General features: G+C 24.5%; 32 protein-coding genes and 1 pseudogene. 9 read left to right on the top strand and 24 right to left on the bottom strand.

The window, feature by feature from the left end; genetic code table 4:
- Window positions 1-36: 36 nt before the first annotated feature.
- From AACL02_RS06410 to AACL02_RS06400, 3 genes are all read right to left on the bottom strand, one after another.
- Window positions 37-240, bottom strand: coding sequence for a hypothetical protein (locus tag AACL02_RS06410; RefSeq protein WP_339040247.1), 204 nt, complete (start codon window positions 238-240; stop codon window positions 37-39).
- Window positions 241-251: 11 nt separating this feature from the next.
- The gene (locus AACL02_RS06405; protein ID WP_339040245.1) at window positions 252-1,241 is read right to left on the bottom strand and encodes a hypothetical protein; all 990 of its coding nucleotides are present in this window, start codon (window positions 1,239-1,241) and stop codon (window positions 252-254) included.
- Window positions 1,242-1,507: 266 nt separating this feature from the next.
- Window positions 1,508-1,714 (bottom strand): hypothetical protein, encoded by a 207-nt coding sequence (locus tag AACL02_RS06400; RefSeq protein WP_339040243.1) that lies wholly within the window; start codon window positions 1,712-1,714, stop codon window positions 1,508-1,510.
- A gap of 24 nt (window positions 1,715-1,738) precedes the next feature.
- Here AACL02_RS06400 and AACL02_RS06395 point away from each other — a divergent pair, with 24 nt between their 5' ends.
- Complete coding sequence (locus AACL02_RS06395) at window positions 1,739-2,554, top strand: IS1595 family transposase (protein ID WP_339043649.1); 816 nt, start codon at window positions 1,739-1,741, stop codon at window positions 2,552-2,554.
- A gap of 100 nt (window positions 2,555-2,654) precedes the next feature.
- Here AACL02_RS06395 and AACL02_RS06390 read toward each other — a convergent pair whose 3' ends face one another.
- A complete protein-coding gene (locus AACL02_RS06390; RefSeq protein WP_339040241.1) occupies window positions 2,655-2,978 on the bottom strand; it encodes a hypothetical protein in 324 nt (107 codons plus the stop codon).
- 339 nt (window positions 2,979-3,317) lie between these two features.
- Window positions 3,318-3,524: a hypothetical protein gene (locus tag AACL02_RS06385; protein WP_174480363.1), complete on the bottom strand. Its 207-nt coding sequence runs from the start codon at window positions 3,522-3,524 to the stop codon at window positions 3,318-3,320.
- Window positions 3,525-3,678: 154 nt separating this feature from the next.
- Here AACL02_RS06385 and AACL02_RS06380 point away from each other — a divergent pair, with 154 nt between their 5' ends.
- The 4 genes and pseudogenes from AACL02_RS06380 to AACL02_RS06365 all read left to right on the top strand — a co-directional run.
- Entirely contained in the window at window positions 3,679-3,957 is a 279-nt protein-coding gene (locus AACL02_RS06380; protein WP_339040239.1) for a transposase, read from the top strand.
- Window positions 3,958-3,998: 41 nt separating this feature from the next.
- Window positions 3,999-4,547 (top strand): DDE-type integrase/transposase/recombinase, encoded by a 549-nt coding sequence (locus tag AACL02_RS06375; RefSeq protein ID WP_339040237.1) that lies wholly within the window; start codon window positions 3,999-4,001, stop codon window positions 4,545-4,547.
- An 88-nt stretch (window positions 4,548-4,635) separates the two neighbouring features.
- Window positions 4,636-5,586 (top strand): IS30 family transposase, encoded by a 951-nt coding sequence (locus AACL02_RS06370; protein WP_339040235.1) that lies wholly within the window; start codon window positions 4,636-4,638, stop codon window positions 5,584-5,586.
- Between the two features lie 27 nt (window positions 5,587-5,613).
- Window positions 5,614-5,880 (top strand): annotated as a pseudogene (locus tag AACL02_RS06365) (transposase); the annotation flags it as partial.
- 163 nt (window positions 5,881-6,043) lie between these two features.
- Here the strand turns inward: AACL02_RS06365 and AACL02_RS06360 are convergent.
- The 9 genes from AACL02_RS06360 to AACL02_RS06320 all read right to left on the bottom strand — a co-directional run bounded on the left by AACL02_RS06360 (window position 6,044) and on the right by AACL02_RS06320 (window position 12,435).
- Window positions 6,044-6,340 carry a hypothetical protein gene (locus AACL02_RS06360; RefSeq protein ID WP_339040233.1) on the bottom strand — a complete coding sequence of 99 codons (297 nt, stop codon included), beginning with the start codon at window positions 6,338-6,340 and terminating at the stop codon, window positions 6,044-6,046.
- A 1-nt stretch (window position 6,341) separates the two neighbouring features.
- The gene (locus AACL02_RS06355; RefSeq protein WP_339040231.1) at window positions 6,342-7,205 is read right to left on the bottom strand and encodes a hypothetical protein; all 864 of its coding nucleotides are present in this window, start codon (window positions 7,203-7,205) and stop codon (window positions 6,342-6,344) included.
- Between the two features lie 217 nt (window positions 7,206-7,422).
- Window positions 7,423-7,626, bottom strand: coding sequence for a hypothetical protein (locus AACL02_RS06350; RefSeq protein ID WP_339040229.1), 204 nt, complete (start codon window positions 7,624-7,626; stop codon window positions 7,423-7,425).
- Window positions 7,627-7,682: 56 nt separating this feature from the next.
- Window positions 7,683-7,958, bottom strand: coding sequence for a hypothetical protein (locus tag AACL02_RS06345; RefSeq protein WP_339040227.1), 276 nt, complete (start codon window positions 7,956-7,958; stop codon window positions 7,683-7,685).
- Window positions 7,959-8,198: 240 nt separating this feature from the next.
- On the bottom strand, window positions 8,199-8,933 hold the full coding sequence (locus tag AACL02_RS06340) for an IS3 family transposase (RefSeq protein ID WP_339043647.1): 735 nt from the start codon (window positions 8,931-8,933) through the stop codon (window positions 8,199-8,201).
- Between the two features lie 21 nt (window positions 8,934-8,954).
- Window positions 8,955-10,036 (bottom strand): IS3 family transposase gene (locus AACL02_RS06335; protein WP_339040225.1). Its coding sequence is split into 2 segments (ribosomal slippage): window positions 8,955-9,766 and window positions 9,766-10,036, totalling 1,083 coding nucleotides; the frame shifts between segments, so codons are not numbered across the junction.
- A gap of 90 nt (window positions 10,037-10,126) precedes the next feature.
- Window positions 10,127-11,068 (bottom strand): rolling circle replication-associated protein, encoded by a 942-nt coding sequence (locus tag AACL02_RS06330; RefSeq protein WP_339040223.1) that lies wholly within the window; start codon window positions 11,066-11,068, stop codon window positions 10,127-10,129.
- 176 nt (window positions 11,069-11,244) lie between these two features.
- Entirely contained in the window at window positions 11,245-11,580 is a 336-nt protein-coding gene (locus AACL02_RS06325) for a hypothetical protein (protein ID WP_339040221.1), read from the bottom strand.
- 309 nt (window positions 11,581-11,889) lie between these two features.
- A complete protein-coding gene (locus AACL02_RS06320; RefSeq protein WP_338961373.1) occupies window positions 11,890-12,435 on the bottom strand; it encodes an L-threonylcarbamoyladenylate synthase in 546 nt (181 codons plus the stop codon).
- 240 nt (window positions 12,436-12,675) lie between these two features.
- On the opposite strand from AACL02_RS06320, the gene AACL02_RS06315 reads away from it, so the two are divergent.
- Together AACL02_RS06315 and AACL02_RS06310 are read left to right on the top strand one after the other, a co-directional pair.
- Complete coding sequence (locus AACL02_RS06315; RefSeq protein ID WP_339040219.1) at window positions 12,676-12,918, top strand: hypothetical protein; 243 nt, start codon at window positions 12,676-12,678, stop codon at window positions 12,916-12,918.
- 37 nt (window positions 12,919-12,955) lie between these two features.
- Window positions 12,956-14,076 (top strand): IS3 family transposase gene (locus AACL02_RS06310; protein WP_339040217.1). Its coding sequence is split into 2 segments (ribosomal slippage): window positions 12,956-13,199 and window positions 13,199-14,076, totalling 1,122 coding nucleotides; the frame shifts between segments, so codons are not numbered across the junction.
- Between the two features lie 53 nt (window positions 14,077-14,129).
- On the opposite strand, the gene AACL02_RS06305 is transcribed toward AACL02_RS06310, so the two are convergent.
- Together AACL02_RS06305 and AACL02_RS06300 are read right to left on the bottom strand one after the other, a co-directional pair.
- Window positions 14,130-15,368, bottom strand: a complete 1,239-nt coding sequence (locus tag AACL02_RS06305; protein ID WP_339043554.1) for an IS256 family transposase — start codon at window positions 15,366-15,368, stop codon at window positions 14,130-14,132.
- 328 nt (window positions 15,369-15,696) lie between these two features.
- Window positions 15,697-16,320: a hypothetical protein gene (locus AACL02_RS06300; RefSeq protein WP_339040215.1), complete on the bottom strand. Its 624-nt coding sequence runs from the start codon at window positions 16,318-16,320 to the stop codon at window positions 15,697-15,699.
- Between the two features lie 84 nt (window positions 16,321-16,404).
- On the opposite strand from AACL02_RS06300, the gene AACL02_RS06295 reads away from it, so the two are divergent.
- Complete coding sequence (locus tag AACL02_RS06295) at window positions 16,405-17,160, top strand: IS1595 family transposase (RefSeq protein WP_339040213.1); 756 nt, start codon at window positions 16,405-16,407, stop codon at window positions 17,158-17,160.
- 53 nt (window positions 17,161-17,213) lie between these two features.
- On the opposite strand, the gene AACL02_RS06290 is transcribed toward AACL02_RS06295, so the two are convergent.
- Both AACL02_RS06290 and prmC read right to left on the bottom strand, forming a co-directional pair.
- The gene (locus AACL02_RS06290; RefSeq protein ID WP_339040211.1) at window positions 17,214-17,969 is read right to left on the bottom strand and encodes a hypothetical protein; all 756 of its coding nucleotides are present in this window, start codon (window positions 17,967-17,969) and stop codon (window positions 17,214-17,216) included.
- Window positions 17,970-18,656: 687 nt separating this feature from the next.
- Window positions 18,657-19,496: a peptide chain release factor N(5)-glutamine methyltransferase gene (gene prmC, locus AACL02_RS06285; RefSeq protein ID WP_338975735.1), complete on the bottom strand. Its 840-nt coding sequence runs from the start codon at window positions 19,494-19,496 to the stop codon at window positions 18,657-18,659.
- 245 nt (window positions 19,497-19,741) lie between these two features.
- Between prmC and AACL02_RS06280 the strand changes: the two genes are divergently transcribed.
- Complete coding sequence (locus AACL02_RS06280) at window positions 19,742-20,434, top strand: IS1595 family transposase (RefSeq protein ID WP_339040707.1); 693 nt, start codon at window positions 19,742-19,744, stop codon at window positions 20,432-20,434.
- A 53-nt stretch (window positions 20,435-20,487) separates the two neighbouring features.
- Here the strand turns inward: AACL02_RS06280 and AACL02_RS06275 are convergent, their stop codons facing one another.
- The 6 genes from AACL02_RS06275 to rpmE all read right to left on the bottom strand — a co-directional run bounded on the left by AACL02_RS06275 (window position 20,488) and on the right by rpmE (window position 26,134).
- Entirely contained in the window at window positions 20,488-20,871 is a 384-nt protein-coding gene (locus tag AACL02_RS06275; RefSeq protein ID WP_339040209.1) for a hypothetical protein, read from the bottom strand.
- A gap of 17 nt (window positions 20,872-20,888) precedes the next feature.
- Window positions 20,889-21,986 (bottom strand): peptide chain release factor 1, encoded by a 1,098-nt coding sequence (prfA, locus tag AACL02_RS06270; RefSeq protein ID WP_339040207.1) that lies wholly within the window; start codon window positions 21,984-21,986, stop codon window positions 20,889-20,891.
- 15 nt (window positions 21,987-22,001) lie between these two features.
- Window positions 22,002-22,592, bottom strand: coding sequence for a thymidine kinase (locus AACL02_RS06265; RefSeq protein ID WP_281749194.1), 591 nt, complete (start codon window positions 22,590-22,592; stop codon window positions 22,002-22,004).
- Window positions 22,593-22,616: 24 nt separating this feature from the next.
- Complete coding sequence (locus tag AACL02_RS06260) at window positions 22,617-23,642, bottom strand: bifunctional oligoribonuclease/PAP phosphatase NrnA (protein ID WP_339040205.1); 1,026 nt, start codon at window positions 23,640-23,642, stop codon at window positions 22,617-22,619.
- 14 nt (window positions 23,643-23,656) lie between these two features.
- A complete protein-coding gene (locus AACL02_RS06255) occupies window positions 23,657-25,627 on the bottom strand; it encodes a hypothetical protein (RefSeq protein WP_339040203.1) in 1,971 nt (656 codons plus the stop codon).
- Window positions 25,628-25,804: 177 nt separating this feature from the next.
- Window positions 25,805-26,134 (bottom strand): 50S ribosomal protein L31, encoded by a 330-nt coding sequence (gene rpmE / locus AACL02_RS12515; protein WP_422397805.1) that lies wholly within the window; start codon window positions 26,132-26,134, stop codon window positions 25,805-25,807.
- Window positions 26,135-26,201: the final 67 nt, after the last annotated feature.

Here is a 26,201-nt window from a genome sequence, read left to right as displayed (position 1 = left end):
TCATAAGAACAACGATAACTATACTCATTAAGAACTTTAATAGGAATAGGACCTTACTACTCTACCCTTATGTTTTTGTGCTAAACAACAAGCAAGAGCAGATTTACCAGTACGTGGTGGTGCTGAAATAATATAACTACCTACACGTTGTAATATCTTTATATTTTTTCTAGTTATTAAAAATGGATACAGTATTATTAATAATATAACTCCTAAAAGTAAATAACCATATCAAGGCATTATTTCAACTCCTAACCAACTAAAAATCCTACTGCTTTTAAAAATACTCATAAAGTTAAAACTTGTTCTAAACCACTAGTAAAATCAACATTTAAAACAGAACTAATAGTATCATCAAAAATACGTCTCAATAATCCATCAAGTTTAGTAAAAAATTCTCTTAATGGTTCCACAGGTAAAACTTTACCAACAACACCATAAAGTACTCATCTAAAAGCATTACGCAAATGACCAAAAACATCATATCAACTAACACGTTCATACTCAGGGTTAAAAGGACTATTTGGTGGAACTGGTGTTATTTTCTCACTTGAGAAAATATTAATTTGACCAAAATTTAACCGTGGTGACATATATGGAAATGAATCACCATGAACATCAAAAAATACTGTTAAATGTCTTAAATTTGGAACACGAATAGGCATAGTAACAAAATTATATAAATCTTGCTGATAAATATCATTATCAACCTTAACTTTAAAAACATACTTTGTATCACCAACATTATCTAAAAAACTAAAAACAAAATTAGCATTAAAAGTTTTAAAATATTCATATTCAAAATAAAACATAAAACCTTGAATATAAAAACTTAAAGGTTTATCAATTTCAAAATTTAACTGTGTTTGAAAATTTATAACTCTCCTATCATTATTAACAAAATTCAAACGATTAGTATTCTTTTCTGCAACATAATTATGATTAAACATAATACGTGAAAATTCATCCAATTGTTTTCTATTAAAAGTATAAACACCAGACCCCATATTTATCTCTTGTGACGGAACACCAACTGTATCACTATAATAAGAACATACATAAGTACCTTGATTACCAATAAATTCACCACTTACTAATTTTAAATCTGGTTGGTCAACATCAAAATAAGCAGAATTTCATGGAATTGTTGCTCAATCATCAAAACTATGGTATTTAACATGTTTAACCATTTCTTTTGTAATATCATAATTAACAACATTAGGGTCATTTGAAGCAATCAAACTAGTCGGTGCTTGAACAGAAGTATTTACAACAAAAAATAATTTAGCAAACTTAAATCACATAATTATTTACCAAATAAACATTTTAAAATTCACCATTAACCATAAAATAAAACAAATCCAATAAAAAACTGTGTTCCATAAACTACTAAATTTCACAAAATAGTAGTAAAATCATCAACTGGATTACCTATAAACATAGTTCAATAATCAACTATACACTGATGTATTTTATTGTAAATTTCTAAAACACTCATACTTAACACCTACCCAAACAATGACTTAAAAACAAATTTAATAACACGATAAATAAAATTAAAAAATACACCCAATACCAACCAAAAAGTTAAATTAAACAAAATATAAACTTCATTAGTAATATTTGGTTGATTTAAAAATATTTGAATATCTTTACTAGAAAATATAAAAATAAAATGCAATATACTAAATACAAAACGGACTTCTCCCCACATGTACTTGTGGAGGGAATAATGAAACTGAATGAATTCAACAATGCTTTTCAAACTGAACAGCAATGTCTTGCATATATAGCAAATTTGAAAGAAAACAAATGTATTAGGTGTTTTAATTTTAATTTGAATACTTCTGATTTAAAAAGAATGAGATGTTTAAAATGTAATCAAACATTTAGCATTCTCACAGGCACCATATTTTCAAGGTCACAAACATCTTTAACATCTTGGTTTTATCTTATCTTTAGATGAATAAACACCAAACATGGAATTCCATCAACAGATATTGCAAAAGAATTGGGAGTGACTTTGAAAACTGCTTGAAGAATGACTCATAAAATCAGAACACGTATTGCAAAACAAAAACCTCAATTTATTGTTGAAGGTACAGTGCAAATTGATGAAATGTATCTTTCACATATGGGTTTTAAAAAACAAGGAAGATCCTTGGTGAATAAAACCTTGATTGTTGGCATTTATCAAAAAACAACCAATAATTTAATTGTGAAAGTATTGAAAAACGCAAAGAGTAAAAATATTTTGCAGTTTGCAAAAAACCACATTTCTTCAAAATGTCTTGTATATAATGATTCTTGAAAAGGATATTGCGATTTTAAATCAGTTTTCACTAAGCATGAAACAGTTAACCATCAAGATGGCTATGTTTCAAAAATTGGTGTAAATACCAACCAAATTGAATCAGTTTGAAAACATATAAGAAGAACATTTAAAACACATATCAAAGTTGCAAAACATCATGTTCATTTATATGCTAAAGAAGCTGCATATAAATTCAAAAAGATACCTAGTTTTGAAACTGTAATTCTATGTTTGATTTAAAAATGTGGGGAGAAGTCCGTAGATAGGCTTTTCTCAGCATTTATGTGATAAAATTAAAATAGTACATAAAGGGAGAAAAGCCATACAAAATTAGACATAATTAATCACCAATACAAAAATCACGAGTTGAACTACCAGTAAACTTATTACCGCCAGCACCACCTTTAAACTTACCTTGTTGTTTATTTCTTGTTTTTACTTTTTCAACACGTCTTTGATAACTCTTAGCAATTTGTTGACCAGTACCAACACCCAAAGAAACAGAACTTTTACCAATGAACTTAACAGCATATCCTAAACCTAATGTTGGTAACATCAATTCGGGTAAAATAAGCCTAAATGCAAATTTAAGCAAAATCAAAAATATCATCAACGTACCCAAATTAAAACCTAAATCACCAAGTGGAAAACTAAAAAACTTCATAAAAATTGAAGCAAATAATTGCGTAACAGTTGTAATAAAAGGTATAAACATAATTTCACATCCTAATGTCTTGTAAATATAAATAATCCTAAAATTAAATAAAATACAAAACTAACATTTATTAAAGCAAGAATAGGCAAAGGTAAAGTGTATAAACTATCATAAAAAAACGACTTAATAAAAAGTGTCACAGTATGTAATCCAGCAAAAGAACTTAAATACTGCATATAAATAGTTTGTACCAAAGTATTAACAACCGGTAAAAGTCTACCTAATAAAGGTAAAACAAAAACCAAACTAAAAAATAACTTTACCATTTGCTTACTTCCTTTCTAATTATTAATGTGTTCCATGAATAATATGTCCCACAAATTGTTTGATAAACACTAATACCATAAATACAATTGAAATTAACACTGGTCAATTTGTAAGTGTTCCACCATCGCCAGTTGTAAATACTCAACCAAAAATATAAGTAAAAGCATTTAATAATTGTTGGCCAACACCACCAATCATATTTAATAATGCTGATAATCCAGCGGGCATATTAATCACCTCCTTTCTCTAATTCTCTTTGTTGTTTTTCCATTTCTAATTTACGTTTCTTCTTTTCAAAATCTTTACGGCAAAAAATTGGATGGGTTACACTTTATTGGACACTAATTACATAGACAAGTGAACAAAGAAAGGAACTATAATTATGGCCAATATTAACTCATATACCGATGAATTTAAAAAACAAATAGTAGCTTTATATCAAAGTGGCAAATCAGTATCTTGCCTTGTTAAAGAATATAATGTTACAAGAGCAGCTACTTACAATTGAATTAAGCAATTTACTAATTCATGTAGTTTTAAAACTAAAGATAATCGTTCTGTTGAAGAAAATGAAATAATTAAATTAAGAAAAGAATTAAAACAATTAAGAATGGAAAATGATATTTTAAAGCAAGCAGCACTAATAATAGGCAGAAAGTAGAGATTATTGCAAATAATAAATCTAAATATAAAATTCGCACAATGTGTCATTTTTTAAAACTCTCTAAATCAACATATTATTTTAATTTAAAGAAAAAAAATAAAATTCAAAATAATATTTATGATGAAGCTGTTATTAGTGCTTTTAAAAAAAATAAAGAAGTTTATGGTACTAGAAGATTAAAAGTCATTCTAGAAAACCAAGAAATTTATTTATCAAGACGAAAAATTAAAGAAATTATGAATAAACATAATTTAATATCAAAATACACTAAATTATCATTCAAAAATTATCATAATAAAGTCAATGATAGTCAAATAACCAATCTTGTTAATAGAAACTTTAATAATAGAGTTAAAAATGAAGTTATTGTTAGTGATTTAACTTATGTTCAAGTAAATGGTAAGTGAAACTATATTTGTTTATTAATTGACCTATTTAACCGCGAAATAATTGGACATAGTGTAGGTACTAAAAAAGATGCATCATTAGTATATCAAGCATTTATGCACTCAAATCGCTGTTTAAAAGATATTCAAATATTTCATAGTGATCGCGGTAATGAATTTAATGCTGAATTATACTTGTAAGTGCAAGTAAATAAAATTGCAAAAAAATTCTCATATAAAAATTTCATAATGCTAAATTTATTTTATAAAAAAAGTAAGGAGTTTTTATATGAGTTATAAACATCTTGGCGTAGATGAAAGAATTTATATTGAGAATCAATTGAAATTTAAAGTTAAAATTAGTGAAATAGCTAAAAATCTTAATCGAAATATTAGTACTATTATTCGAGAAATTAATAGAAATCAAGATAATAGTAATTATTTTTCATTGATTGCACAAAATAAAGCTGAAAATAGAAAACAATCACATATTTTTTTTCATAAGTTTAAAAATAAAGATTTAGTAAAATATGTGCAACAAAAACTATTATTAGGCTGATCACCTGAACAAATTTATGGCAGAATTAAAAATTTTCATAAACAATGAGTTATTAGTTTTAAAACAATTTACAATTGAATTTATTCTGGATTGCTTGATCAAGTTACTAGTAAAAATTTAAGAAGAAAAGGCAAAAAACGCAAATCTCAAGAAAATCGTGGCAAATTCAATAGCAAATCAATTAAAGAAAGAGATCTTAATATTAATGATCGTATAACACTTGGTCATTGAGAAGGAGATACTATAGTATCATCACGAGGCAAAAGTAAAAAATGTTTAATAACTTTAGTTGAAAGAGTATCACGATTTACTTTAGCAATATTAGTTAAAAACAGAACTACTAAAGTTATTAACAAAAATATTAGCCATTATTTATCAATTCTTCCTAAAAATATTGTTAAAACCATTACTTTTGATCGTGGTAAAGAATTTTCAAATTGACAACAACTTGAAAAAAATTTAGATGTGAAAATTTATTTTGCAAATCCATATTCACCTTGACAAAGAGGTACTAATGAAAATACTAATGGTTTAATTAGAGAAAAATTTCCTAAAAAATTTAATTTTTCAAAAACTTGTAAAAATGAAGTTCATAAATTTATATTGTCTTTAAACCAAAGACCAAGAAAAATACTAAATTATCTTTCACCGATAGAATATTTGGATAGAAAAATAATTTAGTTGCACTTACCTTTACAATTTAGCAATAATAAAATTATTGATAAACTTTTACTAGCATTCAATATTAATCGCTCTTTAAGCAAAAAAGGTTGTCCTTATGATAACGCTGTTGCTGAAGCAACCTTTAAAACTTTCAAAACCGAATTTATTAATGATAAAAATTTTACATCATTAATCCAATTAAAATTCGAATTATTTGATTACATCAATTGATATAACAACATAAGAATTCACGGCACTTTAAACTACTTAACTCCAGTTAATTATCAAAAACAAATGTCTACCAAAAAATAGTCCTAAAAAGGGTTGCCATTCCAAAATACAATCAGGCTCACTATCATTCTCCTTTATATGTTTTCTATGTTTATATTTTTCTATACCCTCACGTATTCAATTTCTACAAAATCAAAGAATTAAACAAAAACCACCAATATATAACGCATATTTTATAATTTCTTTAAAGTCCATCTTCATCACCTAACCCAAACTCATTATTTAAATTTTTTATATTTTTCTTAGTTTTAACCAAATCAAAAATAATATAACTAATAGTTAAAATAACAAACATCAAAGACAAAACTAAACCAATAATATCGCCATTTGTAAAAGAGCTATCCATAATCATGCTTAATTTAGAGCCTAAAATACTAAAAGAAAAAACAAATATAATCAAAGAACATCAATCTAAAAAAGTAGTTCTCATAATATCTTGGCGGCGTTTCAAATATTCTTTTAACCTTTCTTTACATTCCATTTTAAACACCACCTAACGTATAAGCATAAGAATAATCCCAGTTTAAACTTGCTCTATCTAAATTAATCTCCGACATACTATCATTTTTTAAATCAACATCAATCATACCGTCATCTGTACTTTGATAATCACTAACACTAGCATTAATTAATCTTGCTCTTTCATCAGTAAATACTTCTTGTAATTCTGTATTATTATGTGTATTTCCTAACGGCAACAATAAAGTATTTATAATCTCACTTGCACCGGCAATAATAGTAGGAATAGCAAAATAATTATTAAAATCATTATTTATACCCATAGCAACACCACTACTAATCAAACAGCCACCAGTACCCATATTTGCTATCTTTCTTATATTTTGAAATCTATTAGGTATTAATTCAGTTAAACCACTAATAACATTTGCTATACCAAAACTATTTAAAGATATATAAGTATCTCAATCTACAAAAGGAGCATCAATTATAGGTTTAACAGTTGTAAATGGTGGATACGTTGGTTTAGGTGGTTCAGTAGGGCAAGGTGGCCAAAAACAAGGTTCATCTCTTAATAAAGAAACTGACTTATTTACATACTGAACAAACTTAGCATAATTAATTAAACCAATTGTTCCTAAACCTAAAAATATCTTTTTATAACTATTAATAACTTTATTTCTAGTAGTTGGTCTTTGATTAATATTCCATATATCAATTCCTAATTTTTTACTAAACAACAACGAATTAATAGAACCTAAAATTGGGTATTTTAAATATTGACCATAATAAGCACTAACTCCAACCATAGCACTTAATGGACTTAATCCAATTCTTAAAATTTTAGTTAAAGTATAATTACTAGTTTGTTCTAACTCATTAGGCATAAATAAAACTCCTTACTTTATATACTAATAAGGAGCTTGTATATGAATTATAATCTAATCCATTGGGGCTTAATGAAAAATATATAATCAATATATAAGCCCCTTATTCAATTTTTACTTATTTCTTTTATTCTCTTTTCTTATTCGTTCCATTTCATTAGCAACTCCGTAACACATTTCACAACCAAATACTCTTTCATAAGTTCAATCACTACACTTATGTCTCATAATTTAACTTACTTTCTTGTTGTCTCATTGATTTATTTAAAGCAATATCTAATATACAATTTGGACAATAATATTTTCCAGTATATAAATTTTGTAAAACTCTTTTAGGACAAATAACTTGGTCACAAAGTTTACACATATAAATCGCTAAATGAAATGCTTGCTCACATGAACAATTATCATTTTTAGCCATAATTTAATTAACTCCTAACATAAATAATTATTTAAAATTACCCTTTTAATAAATAACTATTTTCAATTAGAAAGTTTTTTAATATTACCGCTTAAATCAAGTTCAAGTGAATAAAAATTACCAACTTTTAAATCAACAGTAGATAAACAATTATTAAAATCACTAGCAAATTCCGGATTATATCATTTATCACGTGTTTGACCAGTTGGCACGCTTGTTTGTTTATTTATTTCTACAAACTTTAAAAAATCAAACTTTAATGTTTGACCTTTATTATTTTTATCGGGTATAATACGCCCTTTTTCAATATTAACTAATTGAACTTTAAACATAAAAAAACTTAACCTCCAGCTAAACGACTATAAAAAGTCAGATTAAGATGTGGGTAAACCATCTTATATATAAATATATAGATATTTATATATATTTCAAGTAAAAACAAAAAAATGCCAAAATAAAATAAAATCTTAGCTGGTGACTTTAAATTATTTTGACTATTAACCATTATATATATATATATATATATATACAAGTAAAATTATAGAAAAATGGAATGGCAACCCTTTTTAGGACTATTTTTTGGTAGACATTTGTTTTTGATAATTAACTGGAGTTAAGTAGTTTAAAGTGCCGTGAATTCTTATGTTGTTATATCAATTGATGTAATCAAATAATTCTAATTTTAATTGGATTAATGATGTAAAATTTTTATCATTAATAAATTCGGTTTTGAAAGTTTTAAAGGTTGCTTCAGCAACAGCGTTATCATAAGGACAACCTTTTTTGCTTAAAGAGCGATTAATATTGAATGCTAGTAAAAGTTTATCAATAATTTTATTATTAAATTCATTACCGCGATCACTATGAAATATTTGAATATCTTTTAAACAGCGATTTGAGTGCATAAATGCTTGATATACTAATGATGCATCTTTTTTAGTACCTACACTATGTCCAATTATTTCGCGGTTAAATAGGTCAATTAATAAACAAATATAGTTTCACTTACCATTTACTTGAACATAAGTTAAATCACTAACAATAACTTCATTTTTAACTCTATTATTAAAGTTTCTATTAACAAGATTGGTTATTTGACTATCATTGACTTTATTATGATAATTTTTGAATGATAATTTAGTGTATTTTGATATTAAATTATGTTTATTCATAATTTCTTTAATTTTTCGTCTTGATAAATAAATTTCTTGGTTTTCTAGAATGACTTTTAATCTTCTAGTACCATAAACTTCTTTATTTTTTTTAAAAGCACTAATAACAGCTTGTTCATAAATATTATTTTGAATTTTATTTTTTTTCTGGATGGGTTACACTTTATAGTTTAAAGTGCCGTGAATTCTTATGTTGTTATATCAATTGATGTAATCAAATAATTCTAATTTTAATTGGATTAATGATGTAAAATTTTTATCATTAATAAATTCGGTTTTGAAAGTTTTAAAGGTTGCTTCAGCAACAGCGTTATCATAAGGACAACCTTTTTTGCTTAAAGAGCGATTAATATTGAATGCTAGTAAAAGTTTATCAATAATTTTATTATTAAATTCATTACCGCGATCACTATGAAATATTTGAATATCTTTTAAACAGCGATTTGAGTGCATAAATGCTTGATATACTAATGATGCATCTTTTTTAGTACCTACACTATGTCCAATTATTTCGCGGTTAAATAGGTCAATTAATAAACAAATATAGTTTCACTTACCATTTACTTGAACATAAGTTAAATCACTAACAATAACTTCATTTTTAACTCTATTATTAAAGTTTCTATTAACAAGATTGGTTATTTGACTATCATTGACTTTATTATGATAATTTTTGAATGATAATTTAGTGTATTTTGATATTAAATTATGTTTATTCATAATTTCTTTAATTTTTCGTCTTGATAAATAAATTTCTTGGTTTTCTAGAATGACTTTTAATCTTCTAGTACCATAAACTTCTTTATTTTTTTTAAAAGCACTAATAACAGCTTGTTCATAAATATTATTTTGAATTTTATTTTTTTTCTTTAAATTAAAATAATATGTTGATTTAGAGAGTTTTAAAAAATGACACATTGTGCGAATTTTATATTTAGATTTATTATTTGCAATAATCTCTACTTTCTGCCTATTATTAGTGCTGCTTGCTTTAAAATATCATTTTCCATTCTTAATTGTTTTAATTCTTTTCTTAATTTAATTAATTCATTTTCTTCAACAGAACGATTATCTTTAGTTTTAAAAATACCTGAATTAGTAAATTGCTTAATTCAATTGTAAGTAGCTGCTCTTGTAACATTATATTCTTTAACAAGGCAAGATACTGATTTGCCACTTTGATATAAAGCTACTATTTGTTTTTTAAATTCATCGGTATATGAGTTAATATTGGCCATAATTATAGTTCCTTTCTTTGTTCACTTGTCTATGTAATTAGTGTCCAATAAAGTGTAACCCATCCACCATCCAAAAAATTAATTTTTTGTCTAATGCAAAACTTTTTTCTTAAAATCTATTTTCTCAACTTTATTACCAAAAACTTTTTCTGCCCAAGTCAAAACATCTTTATCTCTTTGAATTAAATAACCAATCTCACTGGTTCGTAAATAATGCTTATACGATAAAGCACTTAAATATACATATTTTTCATAATCTTCATAATCTTTAAAATAATCATTTACAACAGTACTTTCAATAATACCACCAATCATAACAGTATTACCATTACTATCTTTTTGGGTTTTAAAATAAAATACATTTGTTGCATTAAAACTTGCTTTAATTATATCTCCAATTGTCAATTTCTTAATTCCACGAACTACAATAGGTTTTTTACAATTACGACTAAAAGCATAAGCCTTTATACCTACATCTGATTGATTTAAAGACTTAACATCATCTATTGCTTTTGTAACATATTTCCCTAAATATTTAATAACAAATTCATTAGTACCTTTTTTAACTACTCTTAAATCATTAAAACCATGAGTTCATCATTCTGCTAACATACTTTTATGTATCTTTCTATTAAAAATTATATGAAAATGTATAGCACCACGAGATTGATACCCATAAACATAAAAATATTTTAATTCTCCTAAATGCGAAAAACGTTTAGGGTCATTTCATCACTTTTGTAATTTAATAAAAAATAAACCAATATCTTTTTTTGCTTTTTTAACATCTTGCATATTATCTTTATAAGTTAAAGTAACAAAACTTAACATTTTACTATTATAAAAATTATGTAATGCTTTTTGAATTAAATTAGTTTTAGTACGAACAGTACTATTTCTTAATTTTTGCTTATTCCCAACATAACATTTACCTTTTTTATTTCCAATATTAGTCAAAAATGAAATAGGTAATACTATATTTTTCACATAACAAGCATAAAAAACCTTTTTAATATAAAAATCTTGTTGCATATATAAAACTCCAGCTAAACACTACCTTAAAGTAGCAAATTTTATATTTTAATAACAAACAAATCTTAACATAAAAAAATTATAAAAACAAACAATAAAAGAAAAACGTTACTTAATTGTATAATTATATCATTTTCACAAAAAAAGCAAAATTTTTAATTATTAAATAATAATTGTTATAAACTAATAACATGAACAGCAAAACTAATTGCTTCTTCATATTTATTAAAAAGAAAAAATAAACGTTTATTTTGAAAATTAATTTCAATACCAATATATTTTTGTTTATTTTTTATATAATTATTTTTTTCTCAAAAAAATGTAATACTTTTAACATCAACTAATGGTATTATTTGTAGTTCAAAAGAATCAATAAAATAAAGATTATTTTGTGAAATTAACAAGTCTATTTGATTTAAAGGTATAAAATCTGATGATTTGATAAGATTAACGTCTTTAATTTTATAACGTAAAAATAATTTTTTGGCAGCACTATATTCAGTTTTTAGCAAAATATTTTGGCCAGAAATCTTATTAAGTTCTTCATACTTTCCCAAAATGACTTTGTCACTATAATAAATATCTTCTTTAATTTTTTCTATTGAGACTGGTAATTCTTTAGTATTTATTTTTTTTAATTTTAAGTATTTATATAAAGTATTTATATCTTTAGTAATTTTTAATATTTTCTTTTGTTTATTTTTTTTAATTAATAAAATTAGTGCAATTAATAAAATCAATATTGTTGTGCACGCAATAATAATTAAAATTATTCATCAATTCATAGTATTATCTCCTTTTTTAATACTGTTATCTAATTATTATCTAATAATTTTATCATTAAAACTATTAAAAATAGTTGATGGTTTATTTGTTAAAATCTCACCTGCTACTCTATACCTTAAATTAGGCAAGTTTATATTATGATAATCGTTAATTGGTTGTTCATTACTTAAATTACAACTTGTAGCTACTAAAGGCCCTGTTAATTTAATTAATTTTTGAATAAAATGTGAAGCACTAACTCTAATTGCTATTGTCTTTTTATTTATTCAATATGATGTGTTTAAACTAGGTTGTTTTAAAACTATAACAGTAACTTTACCAGCACTAAAATTATTTATTAAAAATGACTGTAATTGATCGCTAATTATACCAATGCTTTTAGCTTGCTCTCAACTAGCAACTAAAATTGGCAGTTCTTTACTATAATCACGTTTTTTAATTTGATAAATTTTATTAATAGCTTTGTCATCATCAAATTTACAAACAAGACCATAAATTGTATCTGTTGGTAAAGCAACCACTTCGCCATTAGCAATGATTTGGCTAATTTCTTTAATTTGATTTTGCTGTAAAGTTATCATGAAAACACCATTATAAATTTTAAATAAATTATACACCTATTATTTTAAATATAATAGTTGTTTCAAAATAATGAATAAAAAACTTATAAATAATATTTGTAATTTAAAATAAACCTTAAAATTACTAATTAAGGATTGGAAAATCATTAATTAATGGTTTAATAAACATCTTAATTTAATATAGATTAATATTTATATTAGATTTTTATTAAATTAAATATAGAAGGAGAATCAAAAAATATGCCCAAAAGAAAAATAGGAATACAACATACTAATGAAGAAATTGAAAAAATAAGAAAAGAAATTGAAGATAATGATAATAAACCATTTATAATAGAAACAATTTTTATTCAAAATATCATTGAAAAAACAATTGATAAAAAATTTAATAATAATGATTTTACAAAAATGATTTTTCCCAATAAAGAATTAGATAGTAGAGGCTTTTTAATAATGGATGGGTTACACTTTATTGGACACTAATTACGTAGACAAGTGAACAAAGAAAGGAACTATAATTATGGCCAATATTAACTCATATACCGATGAATTTAAAAAACAAATAGTAGCTTTATATCAAAGTGGCAAATCAGTATCTTGCCTTGCTAAAGAATATAATGTTACAAGAGCAGCTACTTACAATTGAATTAAGCAATTTACTAATTCAGGTAGTTTTAAAACTAAAGATAATCGTTCTGTTGAAGAAAATGAATTAATTAAATTAAGAAAAGAATTAAAACAATTAAGAATGGAAAATGATATTTTAAAGCAAGCAGCACTAATAATAGGCAGAAAATAGAAATTATTGTCAAAAATAAAGTTAAATATAAAATTCGCACAATGTGTCATTTTTTAAAAATCTCTAAATCAACATATTATTTTAATTTAAAGAAAAAAGAAAATAAAATCAAAAATAATATTTATGATGAAGCTGTTATTAGTGCTTTTAAAGAAAATAAAGAAGTTTATGGTACTAGAAGATTAAAAGTCATTCTAGAAAACCAAGAAATTTATTTATCAAGACGAAAAATTAAAGAAATTATGAATAAACATAATTTAATATCAAAATACACTAAATTATCATACAAAAATCATAATAACAAAGTTAACGATAGTCCAATAAACAATCTTGTTGATAGAAACTTTAATAATAGAGTTAAAAATGAAGTTATTGTTAGTGATTTAACTTATGTTCAAGTAAATGGTAAGTGAAACTATATTTGTTTATTAATTGACCTATTTAACCGCGAAATAATTGGACATAGTGTAGGTACTAAAAAAGATGCATCATTAGTATATCAAGCATTTATGCACTCAAATCGCTGTTTAAAAGATATTCAAATATTTCATAGTGATCGCGGTAATGAATTTAATAATAAAATTATTGATAAACTTTTACTAGCATTCAATATTAATCGCTCTTTAAGCAAAAAAGGTTGTCCTTATGATAACGCTGTTGCTGAAGCAACCTTTAAAACTTTCAAAACCGAATTTATTAATGATAAAAATTTTACATCATTAATCCAATTAAAATTAGAATTATTTGATTACATCAATTGATATAACAACATAAGAATTCACAGCACTTTAAACTACTTAACTCCAGTTAATTATCAAAAACAAATGTCTACCAAAAAATAGTCCTAAAAAAGGTTGCCATTCCATAATCTGTGTATCTTTGTTTTACAAAGTTACTAATTTAGATTAATTCTGTCTTCAAATTTTATCATAAAATGAGCAATTGCTGTATTTCAATTTTGAATAGGCAATGTTCATTTTTTTGTTATATTTTCAATTGCCAAGTAAAATATTTTGAAAACTGCCATATCATTAGGAAAAACTTTTTTATTTCTGATGATTTTTCGTAATTGACTATTAACAGATTCAATAGCATTTGTAGTATAAATCACTCTTTTGATTTCTACTGGATAACTAATAAAAACCATTAAATTATCTCAATTTTTATATCAAGATTTAGTAATTTGAGGATATTGTTTATTTCATTTACTTTCAAACGATTCTAAAGCTTGCATTGCTTGTTCTTCACTACATGCACTATAAATTGGTTTTAAATCTGCAACTAGACCTTTTCGATGTTTGTATGAAACATATTTTAAACTATTTCTAATTTGATGAACAATGCATAATTGATGTTCTGTTTTAGGATAAACTGATTGTATTGCTTCTGACATGCCTGTTAAATTATCACTACAAGCAATAAGAATATCATTTAAGCCACGATTTTTCATTTCTGTGAAATTAGATAATCAAAACTTAGAACCTTCATTTTCACTAATTCATAATCCTAAAACATCTTTTTTGCCTTCTAAATCAACTCCTAATGCTATATAAACTGATTTGTTAATAATCCGTTTATCTTGTCGTACTTTAACTACTATACAATCAAAATAAACAATAGGATAAATACTTTCTAATGGTCGATTTTGTCATGCTTTAACATCATCAATAACATCATCAGTAATTTGACTAATAACACTTTCACTAATATCAGCACCATGATATAACTCTTGCAACTGCATTCTAATGTCAGATAATGTCATTCCTTTTGCATACAAGGAAAGAACTTGTTGATCAAAACCATCAAATCTTCTTTGCCTTTTAGGAACTATTACAGGAGTAAAATTACTATTGCGATCTCTTGGTACATCAATTTCAATTTTACCTTGTTGAGTTATTAATTTTTTTGAACTTGTACCATTACGAGCATTTTCAGTAGTAGTATGTTGATTTTTTTCATATCCTAAATAATTTTGCATTTCAGAATTCAACATTTTTTCAACTAATCTTTTTGTTAATTCTTTATATAAACCGCCAGGTTTAAAAACTGTTGTTAAATCTTCAGTATTTTCTAGTAATAAATCTACTGCTTTTGATATTGGATCATTATTATTAAAGTTATCTTTTTTAGCCATCTGTAACTCACTCTTTCTAGTCATTTAATTATATTTACTAGAATTAATTAAACATAGTTATTTTTGTAAGTTACACAGATTACTAAACATTTCCAGATAGTACTATAAAAAAAGAAATTATAAAATTAGAAACTCAATTTAAAGATGCAGAAATAGATTATATTAAATTTAATTCTTATTTACCAAAAATATAATGAAAGTTAAGATTTATCTTTCTGATGATTATTTAACTAAATGATCATTATTAAATTTATTAAAAATAAATAATTTCATATTTGTTTTTTATTTATACTATTAATTTTATATAAAAATGTAATGGAAATTAACATTAAATTGTCATGATTGATTGTATTATTTTATATATATGACTAATACTTTTAATATTAGTATTAATCATTTTCTTAAATAAATAAATTCACAAATTGATTCAATTATAATTTTGAGTATTGTTTTTATTAGTAAATAAAATGAAAATAAAATGAATTTTAAATTTGTTTTGAAATATCAAAGGGTTTTTTATATATAAAAGGATAATAGGGAACTCGTAATTAGGAATAGGTAGTAATTGATTTATTAATAATATTTTTTCATAAATATGATTTTTAATTATAGAACATTCATCAATATCTAAAAATTCTAAATTTAAATTATATTTTTTGATAAATGTTTTTTGAAATTCTCACAAAATAGATTTAATACTATAAAATTTTTCTTGGATATAAAAATTAAATACCACAATTGAATATTGAATTCTTTTTAACATTACTTGTTTTATTTTTTCATTAATATTTTTTTCTAATTCATAATTTCATGAATTTTCATTAATATTAATAACAGAAATATTCTTATATTTATCTAAATTATAATTACTATAGATATTTACCTTTTCAATTAATATACAAGGTTTTTGATTTAGTAAATGAAGTTTAAAATTACGGACTTCTCCCCACATGTACTTGTGGAGGGAATAATGAAACTGAATTAATTCAACAATGCTTTTCAAACTGAACAGCAATGTCTTGCATATATAGCAAATTTGAAAGAAAACAAATGTATTAGGTGTTTTAATTTTAATTTGAATACTTCTGATTTAAAAAGAATGAGATGTTTAAAATGTAATCAAACATTTAGCATTCTCACAGGCACCATATTTTCAAGGTCACAAACATCTTTAACATCTTGGTTTTATCTTATCTTTAGATGAATAAACACCAAACATGGAATTCCATCAACAGATATTGCAAAAGAATTGGGAGTTACTTTGAAAACTGCTTGAAGAATGACTCATAAAATCAGAACACGTATTGCAAAACAAAAACCTCAATTTATTGTTGAAGGTACAGTGCAAATTGATGAAATGTATCTTTCACATATGGGTTTTAAAAAACAAGGAAGATCCTTGGTGAATAAAACCTTGATTGTTGGCATTTATCAAAAAACAACCAATAATTTAATTGTGAAAGTATTGAAAAAAGCAAAGAGTAAAAATCTTTTGCAGTTTGCAAAAAACCACATTTCTTCAAAATGTCTTGTATATACTGATTCTTGAAAAGGATATTTCGATTTTAAATCAGTTTTCACTAAGCATGAAACAGTTAACCATCAAGATGGCTATGTTTCAAAAATTGGTGTAAATACCAACCAAATTGAATCAGTTTGAAAACATATAAGAAGAACATTTAAAACACATATCAAAGTTGCAAAACATCATGTTCATTTATATGCTAAAGAAGCTGCATATAAATTCAACAAGATACCTAGTTTTGAAACTGTAATTCTATGTTTGATTTAAAAATGTGGGGAGAAGTCCGTAGATAGGCTTTTCTCAGCATTTATGTGATAAAATTAAAATAGTACATAAAGGGAGAAAAGCCTAAAATTATTACTTAAGTTATTTTTTAGGGAAATAATTAAAATATTAGGGAAATTTACTTTTATAAATGAAGTTATTTGAATTTTATTAGCATAGGAGTCATCAATTAAGAATATATATAAGGGAATGTTTCAGTTCTCGTTTGCTATAAAACTTTTATGAAAAGTAATTATTAAAAATTTATTTTGTAAAAGATTAAGATTGGGAAAATAATTATTTTTTAATTGCGAATTTATAATAAAAAGGAGTTGTTGCCCTCATTGGTAGTCACTTTCTATTTTAAAAGTATCATCCAAGGCAAAACCAATATCACTATAATAATTAAATTGTAATTTAAATCAATTATCACTAAGAAAACTATTCAAATTACTTTTAAAAGTATTTGAATATAAAGACACCTGATATTCATAAGTAATAAAAGAAAATATTTTTTGAGTAATGTTACTAATTTCTGAAGTTATATTTGGAAATAATTGACTGTCAACTTTAATATTAAGTAAACAAATGAAATTAAAATAATTGGTTTCAAACTTATCAAACTCAATAGCAAACTCTTTAGCAATTATTAATCTAAAATGTTCGACTTCTCTTTTTATAGTTAAGTTTAAATTAAATTCAATTTGTTCATCTTTTTCAAGAAAAAAATTAAGTTTAATTTTTCGTACATGAATTGTTAAAAATCATATTAGTTGATCATCATAATATTTTTTATAACCGATATTGATCATTATAATTTCTATTTTTTTGTATATATAGGTTAGGACTTTATCATTAGTTAAGAGATTTTTTTATCTTTACTAATAAGTTTTATAATAATAATAGCGGTTATAAATCTTAAATGTCATTCATAACCATCTAATTGAAACCCTTTATTATGTTCAAATTTTAATTTTAATCTTAAATTTTGTTCAAAGAAAAAGTTATTCAAGTAAATAATGTCTTTTTTTAAATTATACTTATTTGTGTTACTTATATTGATAAGTCACTCACTACTTAAATATTTTTTTGTCATACACATATTAAGAACAAATTACTCATTCTAACAAAAGGATATTCATTGGATATGTGGATAAACTGTGTAAGCAAAGTATTTATTGCTACTATTTCATTGTCACCATTAATTACAAAGTAATCTTGCTTTCTGGAAATATTGCAATTACTAATTTTTATTAACATTGTATTAATAAAAGTAATATTTCTTTGTAAAGTTCGAAATGTAACATTAAATTTTTCCATTAGAAATGCTATATTAACCGAACAAGAATACTGAAAATATTTTAATATTTCAATGATACGCCACATTAAAACTGCCCCCGTTATCCTAATTGAAAGATTAAATGAGATTTTCCTTTTCAAAAAATAAAATAGTCACCTTTTGAGTGACAAAATTATTGTTCTTAAATTGTTTTTATATGTTATAATGTTTGCCAAATAAATAGCATTCTTCATTTATTATTAATATCTTTAATAAATTTGTAATTATATTGTGGTAAATACTTTTTAATAAGAATAGTTAGTGCTTCTTTTTGATCAAAACCAAATTCAAATGCTAATAAAAAAGATTTTTCTAAAACTGCATGACATTGTTGAAAAATTACTTCATAAAAATATAATCCTTTATGATCAGCAAATAAAGCTAATTTTGGTTCATATTGTAAATTATGTTTTGAAAAAGTATTCGCTGTCTCATCAATATATGGCGGATTTGAAATAATAATATTAAATTTATGATTTTTAAGATTTGTAAATATATCGCTTTCAACAAAATTAATATTTTTTAGGTTAAAATTATCATTATTAATGATAGCAATAGTTAATGCATCTTTGCTAATATCACTTGCTACTATATTTCAATTAGGTTTCTTTAACGCTAAACTAATAGCAATAGCACCACTACCTGTTCCTAAATCTAATACTTTTAAATTATCATTATTAAAAATGTTTTGTGCATAGACAAAAACATTTTTAACTAGTTCTTCAGTTTCATTACGAGGAATTAATACTCTATTATCAACAACAAACTTATGATCAAGAAATCATTGATAACCAATAATATATTGTAAAGGATAGCCAGCAACAAATTTTTTAACTAGTTGTAAATATGATTCTAAAAAATCTATTGCTATTGTTTGACTAAGATTTGCATATAATCAAGATAAATCTTTATTAATAAACTTTAATAAAATTATCTTATTAATTTGTTCATTTTTTTTATTAATTTTTTTTGCTAATAAAAGATAATCTCTATAAGTCATTAATTTATACTCCAAAAATAAATATTTTATTGAAAATTAACAGATGAATTATTATTTCTTGAAGTTTTTTTTATTAAATTACGGACTTCTCCCCACATGTACTTGTGGAGGGAATAATGAAACTGAATGAATTCAACAATGCTTTTCAAACTGAACAGCAATGTCTTGCATATATAGCAAATTTGAAAGAAAACAAATGTATTAGGTGTTTTAATTTTAATTTGAATACTTCTGATTTAAAAAGAATGAGATGTTTAAAATGTAATCAAACATTTAGCATTCTCACAGGCACCATATTTTCAAGGTCACAAACATCTTTAACATCTTGGTTTTATCTTATCTTTAGATGAATAAACACCAAACATGGAATTCCATCAACAGATATTGCAAAAGAATTGGGAGTGACTTTGAAAACTGCTTGAAGAATGACTCATAAAATCAGAACACGTATTGCAAAACAAAAACCTCAATTTATTGTTGAAGGTACAGTGCAAATTGATGAAATGTATCTTTCACATATGGGTTTTAAAAAACAAGGAAGATCCTTGGTGAATAAAACCTTGATTGTTGGCATTTATCAAAAAACAACCAATAATTTAATTGTGAAAGTATTGAAAAACGCAAAGAGTAAAAATCTTTTGCAGTTTGCAAAAAACCACATTTCTTCAAAATGTCTTGTATATACTGATTCTTGAAAAGGATATTGCGATTTTAAATCAGTTTTCACTAAGCATGAAACAGTTAACCATCAAGATGGCTATGTTTCAAAAATTGGTGTAAATACCAACCAAATTGAATCAGTTTGAAAACATATAAGAAGAACATTTAAAACACATATCAAAGTTGCAAAACATCATGTTCATTTATATGCTAAAGAAGCTGCATATAAATTCAACAAGATACCTAGTTTTGAAACTGTAATTCTATGTTTGATTTAAAAATGTGGGGAGAAGTCCGTAGATAGGCTTTTCTCAGCATTTATGTGATAAAATTAAAATAGTACATAAAGGGAGAAAAGCCTTAAATTATTAACAACGAGAATTAAAACAATAATACTAAAAATAAATAAAAAACTAATTGTTAATAAACAAATAATTGGAAAAAGAATAATGTAACTACAAATACTAATAATAAAACCAAAATTATTAATATTGTTACCATTAATATTTCGTAAAAATTCTAAATTTTTTCATAATAAATAATGAAAAATTAAACTAGATGCACTAGCAAATCATAATGTTAAAACTAAAAATAAAATGTGAATAATACCACTACTAAAAGTTAATGTAATAAATGTTCCTAATGTCGCATATAAAAAAATAACTGATATTAAAAACAAAATTTTTGTTCTAGAGTCTAAAATCTTAAAATCCATAATAATTTCTTCCTTCTTTACTTTAATACTGTAATATTTTCATCAATATTTTCTAATTTTTCTTTTTGTTCACTACTAATTAAAGCAATAATAATTTCATCAATATTACCTTCCATAATACGATCTAACTTTAATAAAGATAATCCAATCCGATGATCGGTTACTCTATTTTGTGGATAATTGTATGTTCTAATTTTTTCTGAACGATCACCGCTACCAACAGCTGTTTTTCTTAAATTACCAATTCTTCCCTGTTCTTCTTCAACTTTTTTTTCATAAAGTTTAGCTCTTAATACCCGCATTGCTTTATCTTTATTATCATGTTGACTTCGTCCGTCCTGTGAAGTTACAACAACACCCGTTGGAATATGAGTAATTCTAATTGCTGAATCGGTAGTATTAACATGTTGACCACCAGCACCACTAGAACGATAAGTATCAATTCTTAAATCAGAATTATTTATTTTAATTTCAACTTCATTAACTTCTGGCAATACAGCAACCGTTGCAATTGAAGTATGAACTCGTCCTTGTGATTCGGTTTTTGGAACTCTCTGAACACGATGTCCACCAGCTTCAAACTTTAATTTAGCAAATACATGTTTACCTTTAACCATAAAAGCAATATAACTAAATCCACCATTTATTGCTTCCTTTGCCTCAATAGTTTCAATTTTTCATCGTTGAATTTCACAATACTTACTATACATACGATATAAATCACCAGCAAAAATATTTGCTTCATCACCACCAACAGCTCCTCTGATTTCAATAATAACATTTTTATCATCATTTATATCTTTAGGAATTAGTGTTAGTTTTAATTCATTTTCTGCTTTTTCTAATTCTATTTCATTTGCTTTAATATCTATTTTAAGCATTTCACAAAGTTCTTGATCCTGTTCGGTTGCTAATGCCTTTTTTGCTTCAATAATTTCTTTGTTAATTTTTTCATATTTTCAATATTGTTCAATAATTGGTTCTAATCTACTATGTTCTTTTGTTAATTGAGTGTATTTATCACGAGGAATTAATTCGGGATTTTCTAACTGCTTTTCAATTTCACTATATTTTTTAGTAAGTTGCATTAACTGTTCTAATGTTTTTTCATTCATAATATCACACCTGATTTATCTATTCTGATTATTTGTTAAGACACGATGATGACTACGACATCGAGCTTCATATTGTTCTTGCGCACCAATTAAAATAATTTCATCATCATATCTAGCTTCTCGGCCATTAATAATACGTTGTGTCCTTGTTGCTGCTTTACCACATTTTACACAAACAGCATCTAATTTAGTTACAAATTCTGCTAAGGCTAATAATTCTTTAGTAACAGGAAATGGTTCACCACGAAAATCTTGATCTAAACCCGCAACAATAACTTGCTTATTTTGATTTGCTAATGTTTTAATCACTTCAATAATTGATGGTTTAAAAAATTGTACTTCATCAATTGCAACTGCTTCTATTTCTTTATCTACATGTTTTAATATTTGCATTGGATCATCAATTACTATCGCTGTGATAGATACTCCTTTATGACTTACTACTTTTTTAGCATCATAACGAATATCAACCTTGGGTTTAAAAACTAGCACTTTGCGTTTAGCATACTGTAAACGATTTATACGTCGCATAAACTCTTCGGTTTTTCCAGCAAACATACAACCAGTAATTACTTCAATTCATCCCTCATTATAACGACTATACATTTATATCCAACTCCATCTCTAATTTTAATTGTTTGTTAATTCTGGTGATTTACTAGCAATTTTATCTAAACTATCAATCAATTTTTCAACTTCATTAATATTTTGTAAATATGCACCAGCTGCTGTCTGATGACCACCACCACCAAACTTGGCAATAGTATCATTAATTATTCATCTTGCACTACGAACACTAACTTTGATTTTACTATTCATTTGATCATAAGCAGCAATTAATCAAATTTTAATACCATCAATATTTGACATTACATTAACTTGGCTAGTTAAATCTTCTCTAGTTAAAACAACTTCACCTTTAATATTTAATATTTTATTTTGAGTAATAATTTTTGTTTGTAAGTCAGTAATTATTTTATCGTTAAATATTATATAAGCAACACCATTATCAGTAATTTTAAAATTTGATAATATATATCCTTTCAATCTTGCGATTTTTAAATTTTGAATATATAAACTTTGATATAAGTCTAATAAATTAAAATTTTGTTTAACTAAAAAACTAGCAATCTGAAAAGTTTCTTCATTAACAGAGCGATACAAAAATCTACCAGAATCAGTAACTAAACCAAGAAATAAATTTCTAGCTGCTAAAGCAGAAACTTTTAAATTCAATAATTGTGCTCATTTTGCCACTACTTGGCAAGCAGCAGAAGCCTTTTCTTCAATTAAATCAATATCACCATATTTATCAACAATTGGATGATGATCAATTTTAATTATCTTTTTTCCTTCTTCTCAAAATTCGCCACTAATTCGTTCGCGATTAGCTGTATCAGTGACTATTACTAGTGCATTTTCATATTCTTCTTTTTTAACAAAAGTTGGTTGTGGAAATAATGATGCCATATGTTCATTTGTTTCACCTGGAACAAGTACTTTTTTATTTTCAAAATTATCTTCAATAATTTTTTTTAATCCTCATTGTGAACCCAAAGCATCTCCATCAGGATTAATATGACAATGAATAATAATTGGATTACTAATTTTTATTAATTCATAAATTGCTTGTGCTTCTTTTTTAAACTTATTCATATTATATATCCTTTCTATCATGTACCAATTAATTGCTTTGTTTCATCATCAAAAACAAAAATTGAATTTTTAGTAATACTAATTCAACCAACAGTTCCCACTTCTAAATTATCATTATTATTAGTTAAAACTTCAAATTGTTCTGATTTAGTAGTTTCAACCAATAAATATGCTTTTTTATCATCAACTTTAGTAATATTTTTAATAACACCATTAATAATAATTGAATTTTTTAAAAAAGTAAATCGTGGTTTCTTTGCACTAAACAAAATGGCATTTGATTTAAAAGCAATAGTAGAAGCGGTTTTAGCACCAAACTTACCTAAATTTACATTATAAAAATATAAATTATGAGCATTTCATTCTCCCTTTGCGATATTAATATGCTGTTCATTTATTTCTTTTAATAAATTTAAAGATAATGGTTTATCAGTGATATCACTAACATTTCCTTGTTGAATAATTATTTCATTTTCAATAACAGTAACATTAGTTGCTAATAAATTAATATCAACTTGATTATTAGTTGTAAAAATAATAATTATTTTCAAAAATTTTTGTAATTTTTTAATTCAATTTGCTAATTGTTCTTTATTATCAACATTTAAAAGTTCAAATGGGTTATGTAAAATTAAAATTTTAGTAGACACAATTAATTGTTGAATGATTTTTATTATTTGTCGCTCTACTATTGTTAATTGTGTTAAACGTAGTGACAATAAATGACTTAGATCTAAATGTTTAAATATCATAACAATATTTTCACTAATTAAATCACGGACATCAATTAACTGTGAATATAAAGTTTGTAATTGTTGTTGATATGTTTCTTTATCTTTTAACTGTGGATTTTTTAAAATTTTATCATGATAGATTTTAATTTCATCTTTAATATTTTTTAAAAGTAAATGCATTTCATCTGGTAAAAGTTGCATTGCCACAAAATCTTGTTTCATATTAAATTTAATTCTTTGTACTTCTGCTAAGTCAATTCACTGGTCTAAAATTTGATCAATTTGACTACGAGTACATTTAATTTGTTGATATGAAACTAAATTATTAAGTTCACTATTAAAATTTTGATTATGATTGTTACAAGTTTTTAATGTAGTTCTAATTTCACTTCTAGTAGTACTAATCTCTCTATTTAAATAATTATTTATTTCTTTAATAACAAAACTAATTTCTCGTAGTTGAAACTCTCATTTTCTTTCTTTTGGTGGATTACATCCACAAAAACATGGTCCCACTAAACTTTCCAAACTAGAAATACGATCTTGCAAAGATTGTAAAAATAATAAGTTATTATTTGCAATAATATTTTTTTCTTCGGCAGTGAATTTTTTAATTAGAATATCTGTTAATTTTTCACTTCCAGCAAAATTAAATTTCTCTTGAGCAAAGTTTTTATGAAAATGATTAATTTGATATTGATATTCTTTAATAAAATTATTACGAGTGCTTTGTGTCTCATTAATAAAATTTTTAATAATATTAATTAATTTTTCTTTAAAATAACCACTGTCTAAATTTAAACCTGTATTTTTTAAGTTTTCAATATCAGTCTTAATTTTTTGATTAATATTACTTATTTCTTGTAAAAAAGGTTTATTAGTAACTGCTGTTCTTGCTAAGTTACGTTGAATACTAAATAATTTATTTCAACTATTTAAATGCATACTAACATAAGCCATTTTTCGTTCAAAACCAATACTATTATAAGTAACATCAATATCATCAATTAAAATTTTACCCTCCATAATAGCAGAAGAACCTGCTAGAGCATTAATTAATTTTTCAATATTATCTTCATCATTACTAAAAATTGCCAAGCAACTAGGATATTTTCCTTCAAAACTTCAATCTTTTACGGCTTTTTCAACGGATAAATTAATAATACTAAAATTAAAGTTACTAGTTTGCTCAGTATTATATCTAATACCTTTACTTATTACCAATTTATTAAAATCAGATGATTTTTCCATAAAACCATTCCCTACCTTAAAGTTTTTTATTTCATATACTATTAAAATTATATTCTATATTTATTGGGTTGTATACATACAATATTTTAACTTAATTAATGTTAAATATGTCTGTAAATAATTTTATTTTTAGAGTATAAAAAAAGAAACTATGATTAGTTTCAAGTTTAATTAAAATTATTTTTTAACTTGTTTATTATCAGTTAGTTTTAGAACATCTTTTGCTGTTTCTAATACAATAGTTTTAGTATTTTGTGGTTTTGCTTTGTTTATTTCAACAGTTTTTGTTTTTGTTTCAACTTGTTTACTTGCTTTTGTATTAAAGCGTTCAACTCTTCCTTTTGCTGAAACAAATGATTGTTTTCCAGTATAAAATGGATGACAACTTGAACATGTATCAACACGGATTTCTTTACCCTTAGTTGAACCACTTATAAAATTATTGCTACATGTTATACATGTTACTTTAGTTTGAAAATACTCTGGATGGATGCTTGCTTTTGCCATGGTTTCACCTCACTTATAAAATTACTATTAATAAAAAGTACTTAAAAATAATATCATTAACAATATA

Origin of the sequence: Spiroplasma endosymbiont of Apeira syringaria, from assembly GCF_964020205.1 — a bacterium.
Lineage (GTDB): Bacteria > Bacillota_I > Bacilli_A > Mycoplasmatales > VBWQ01 > Spiroplasma_E > Spiroplasma_E ixodetis_A.
This window is presented reverse-complemented; position numbering and strand designations above follow the sequence as displayed.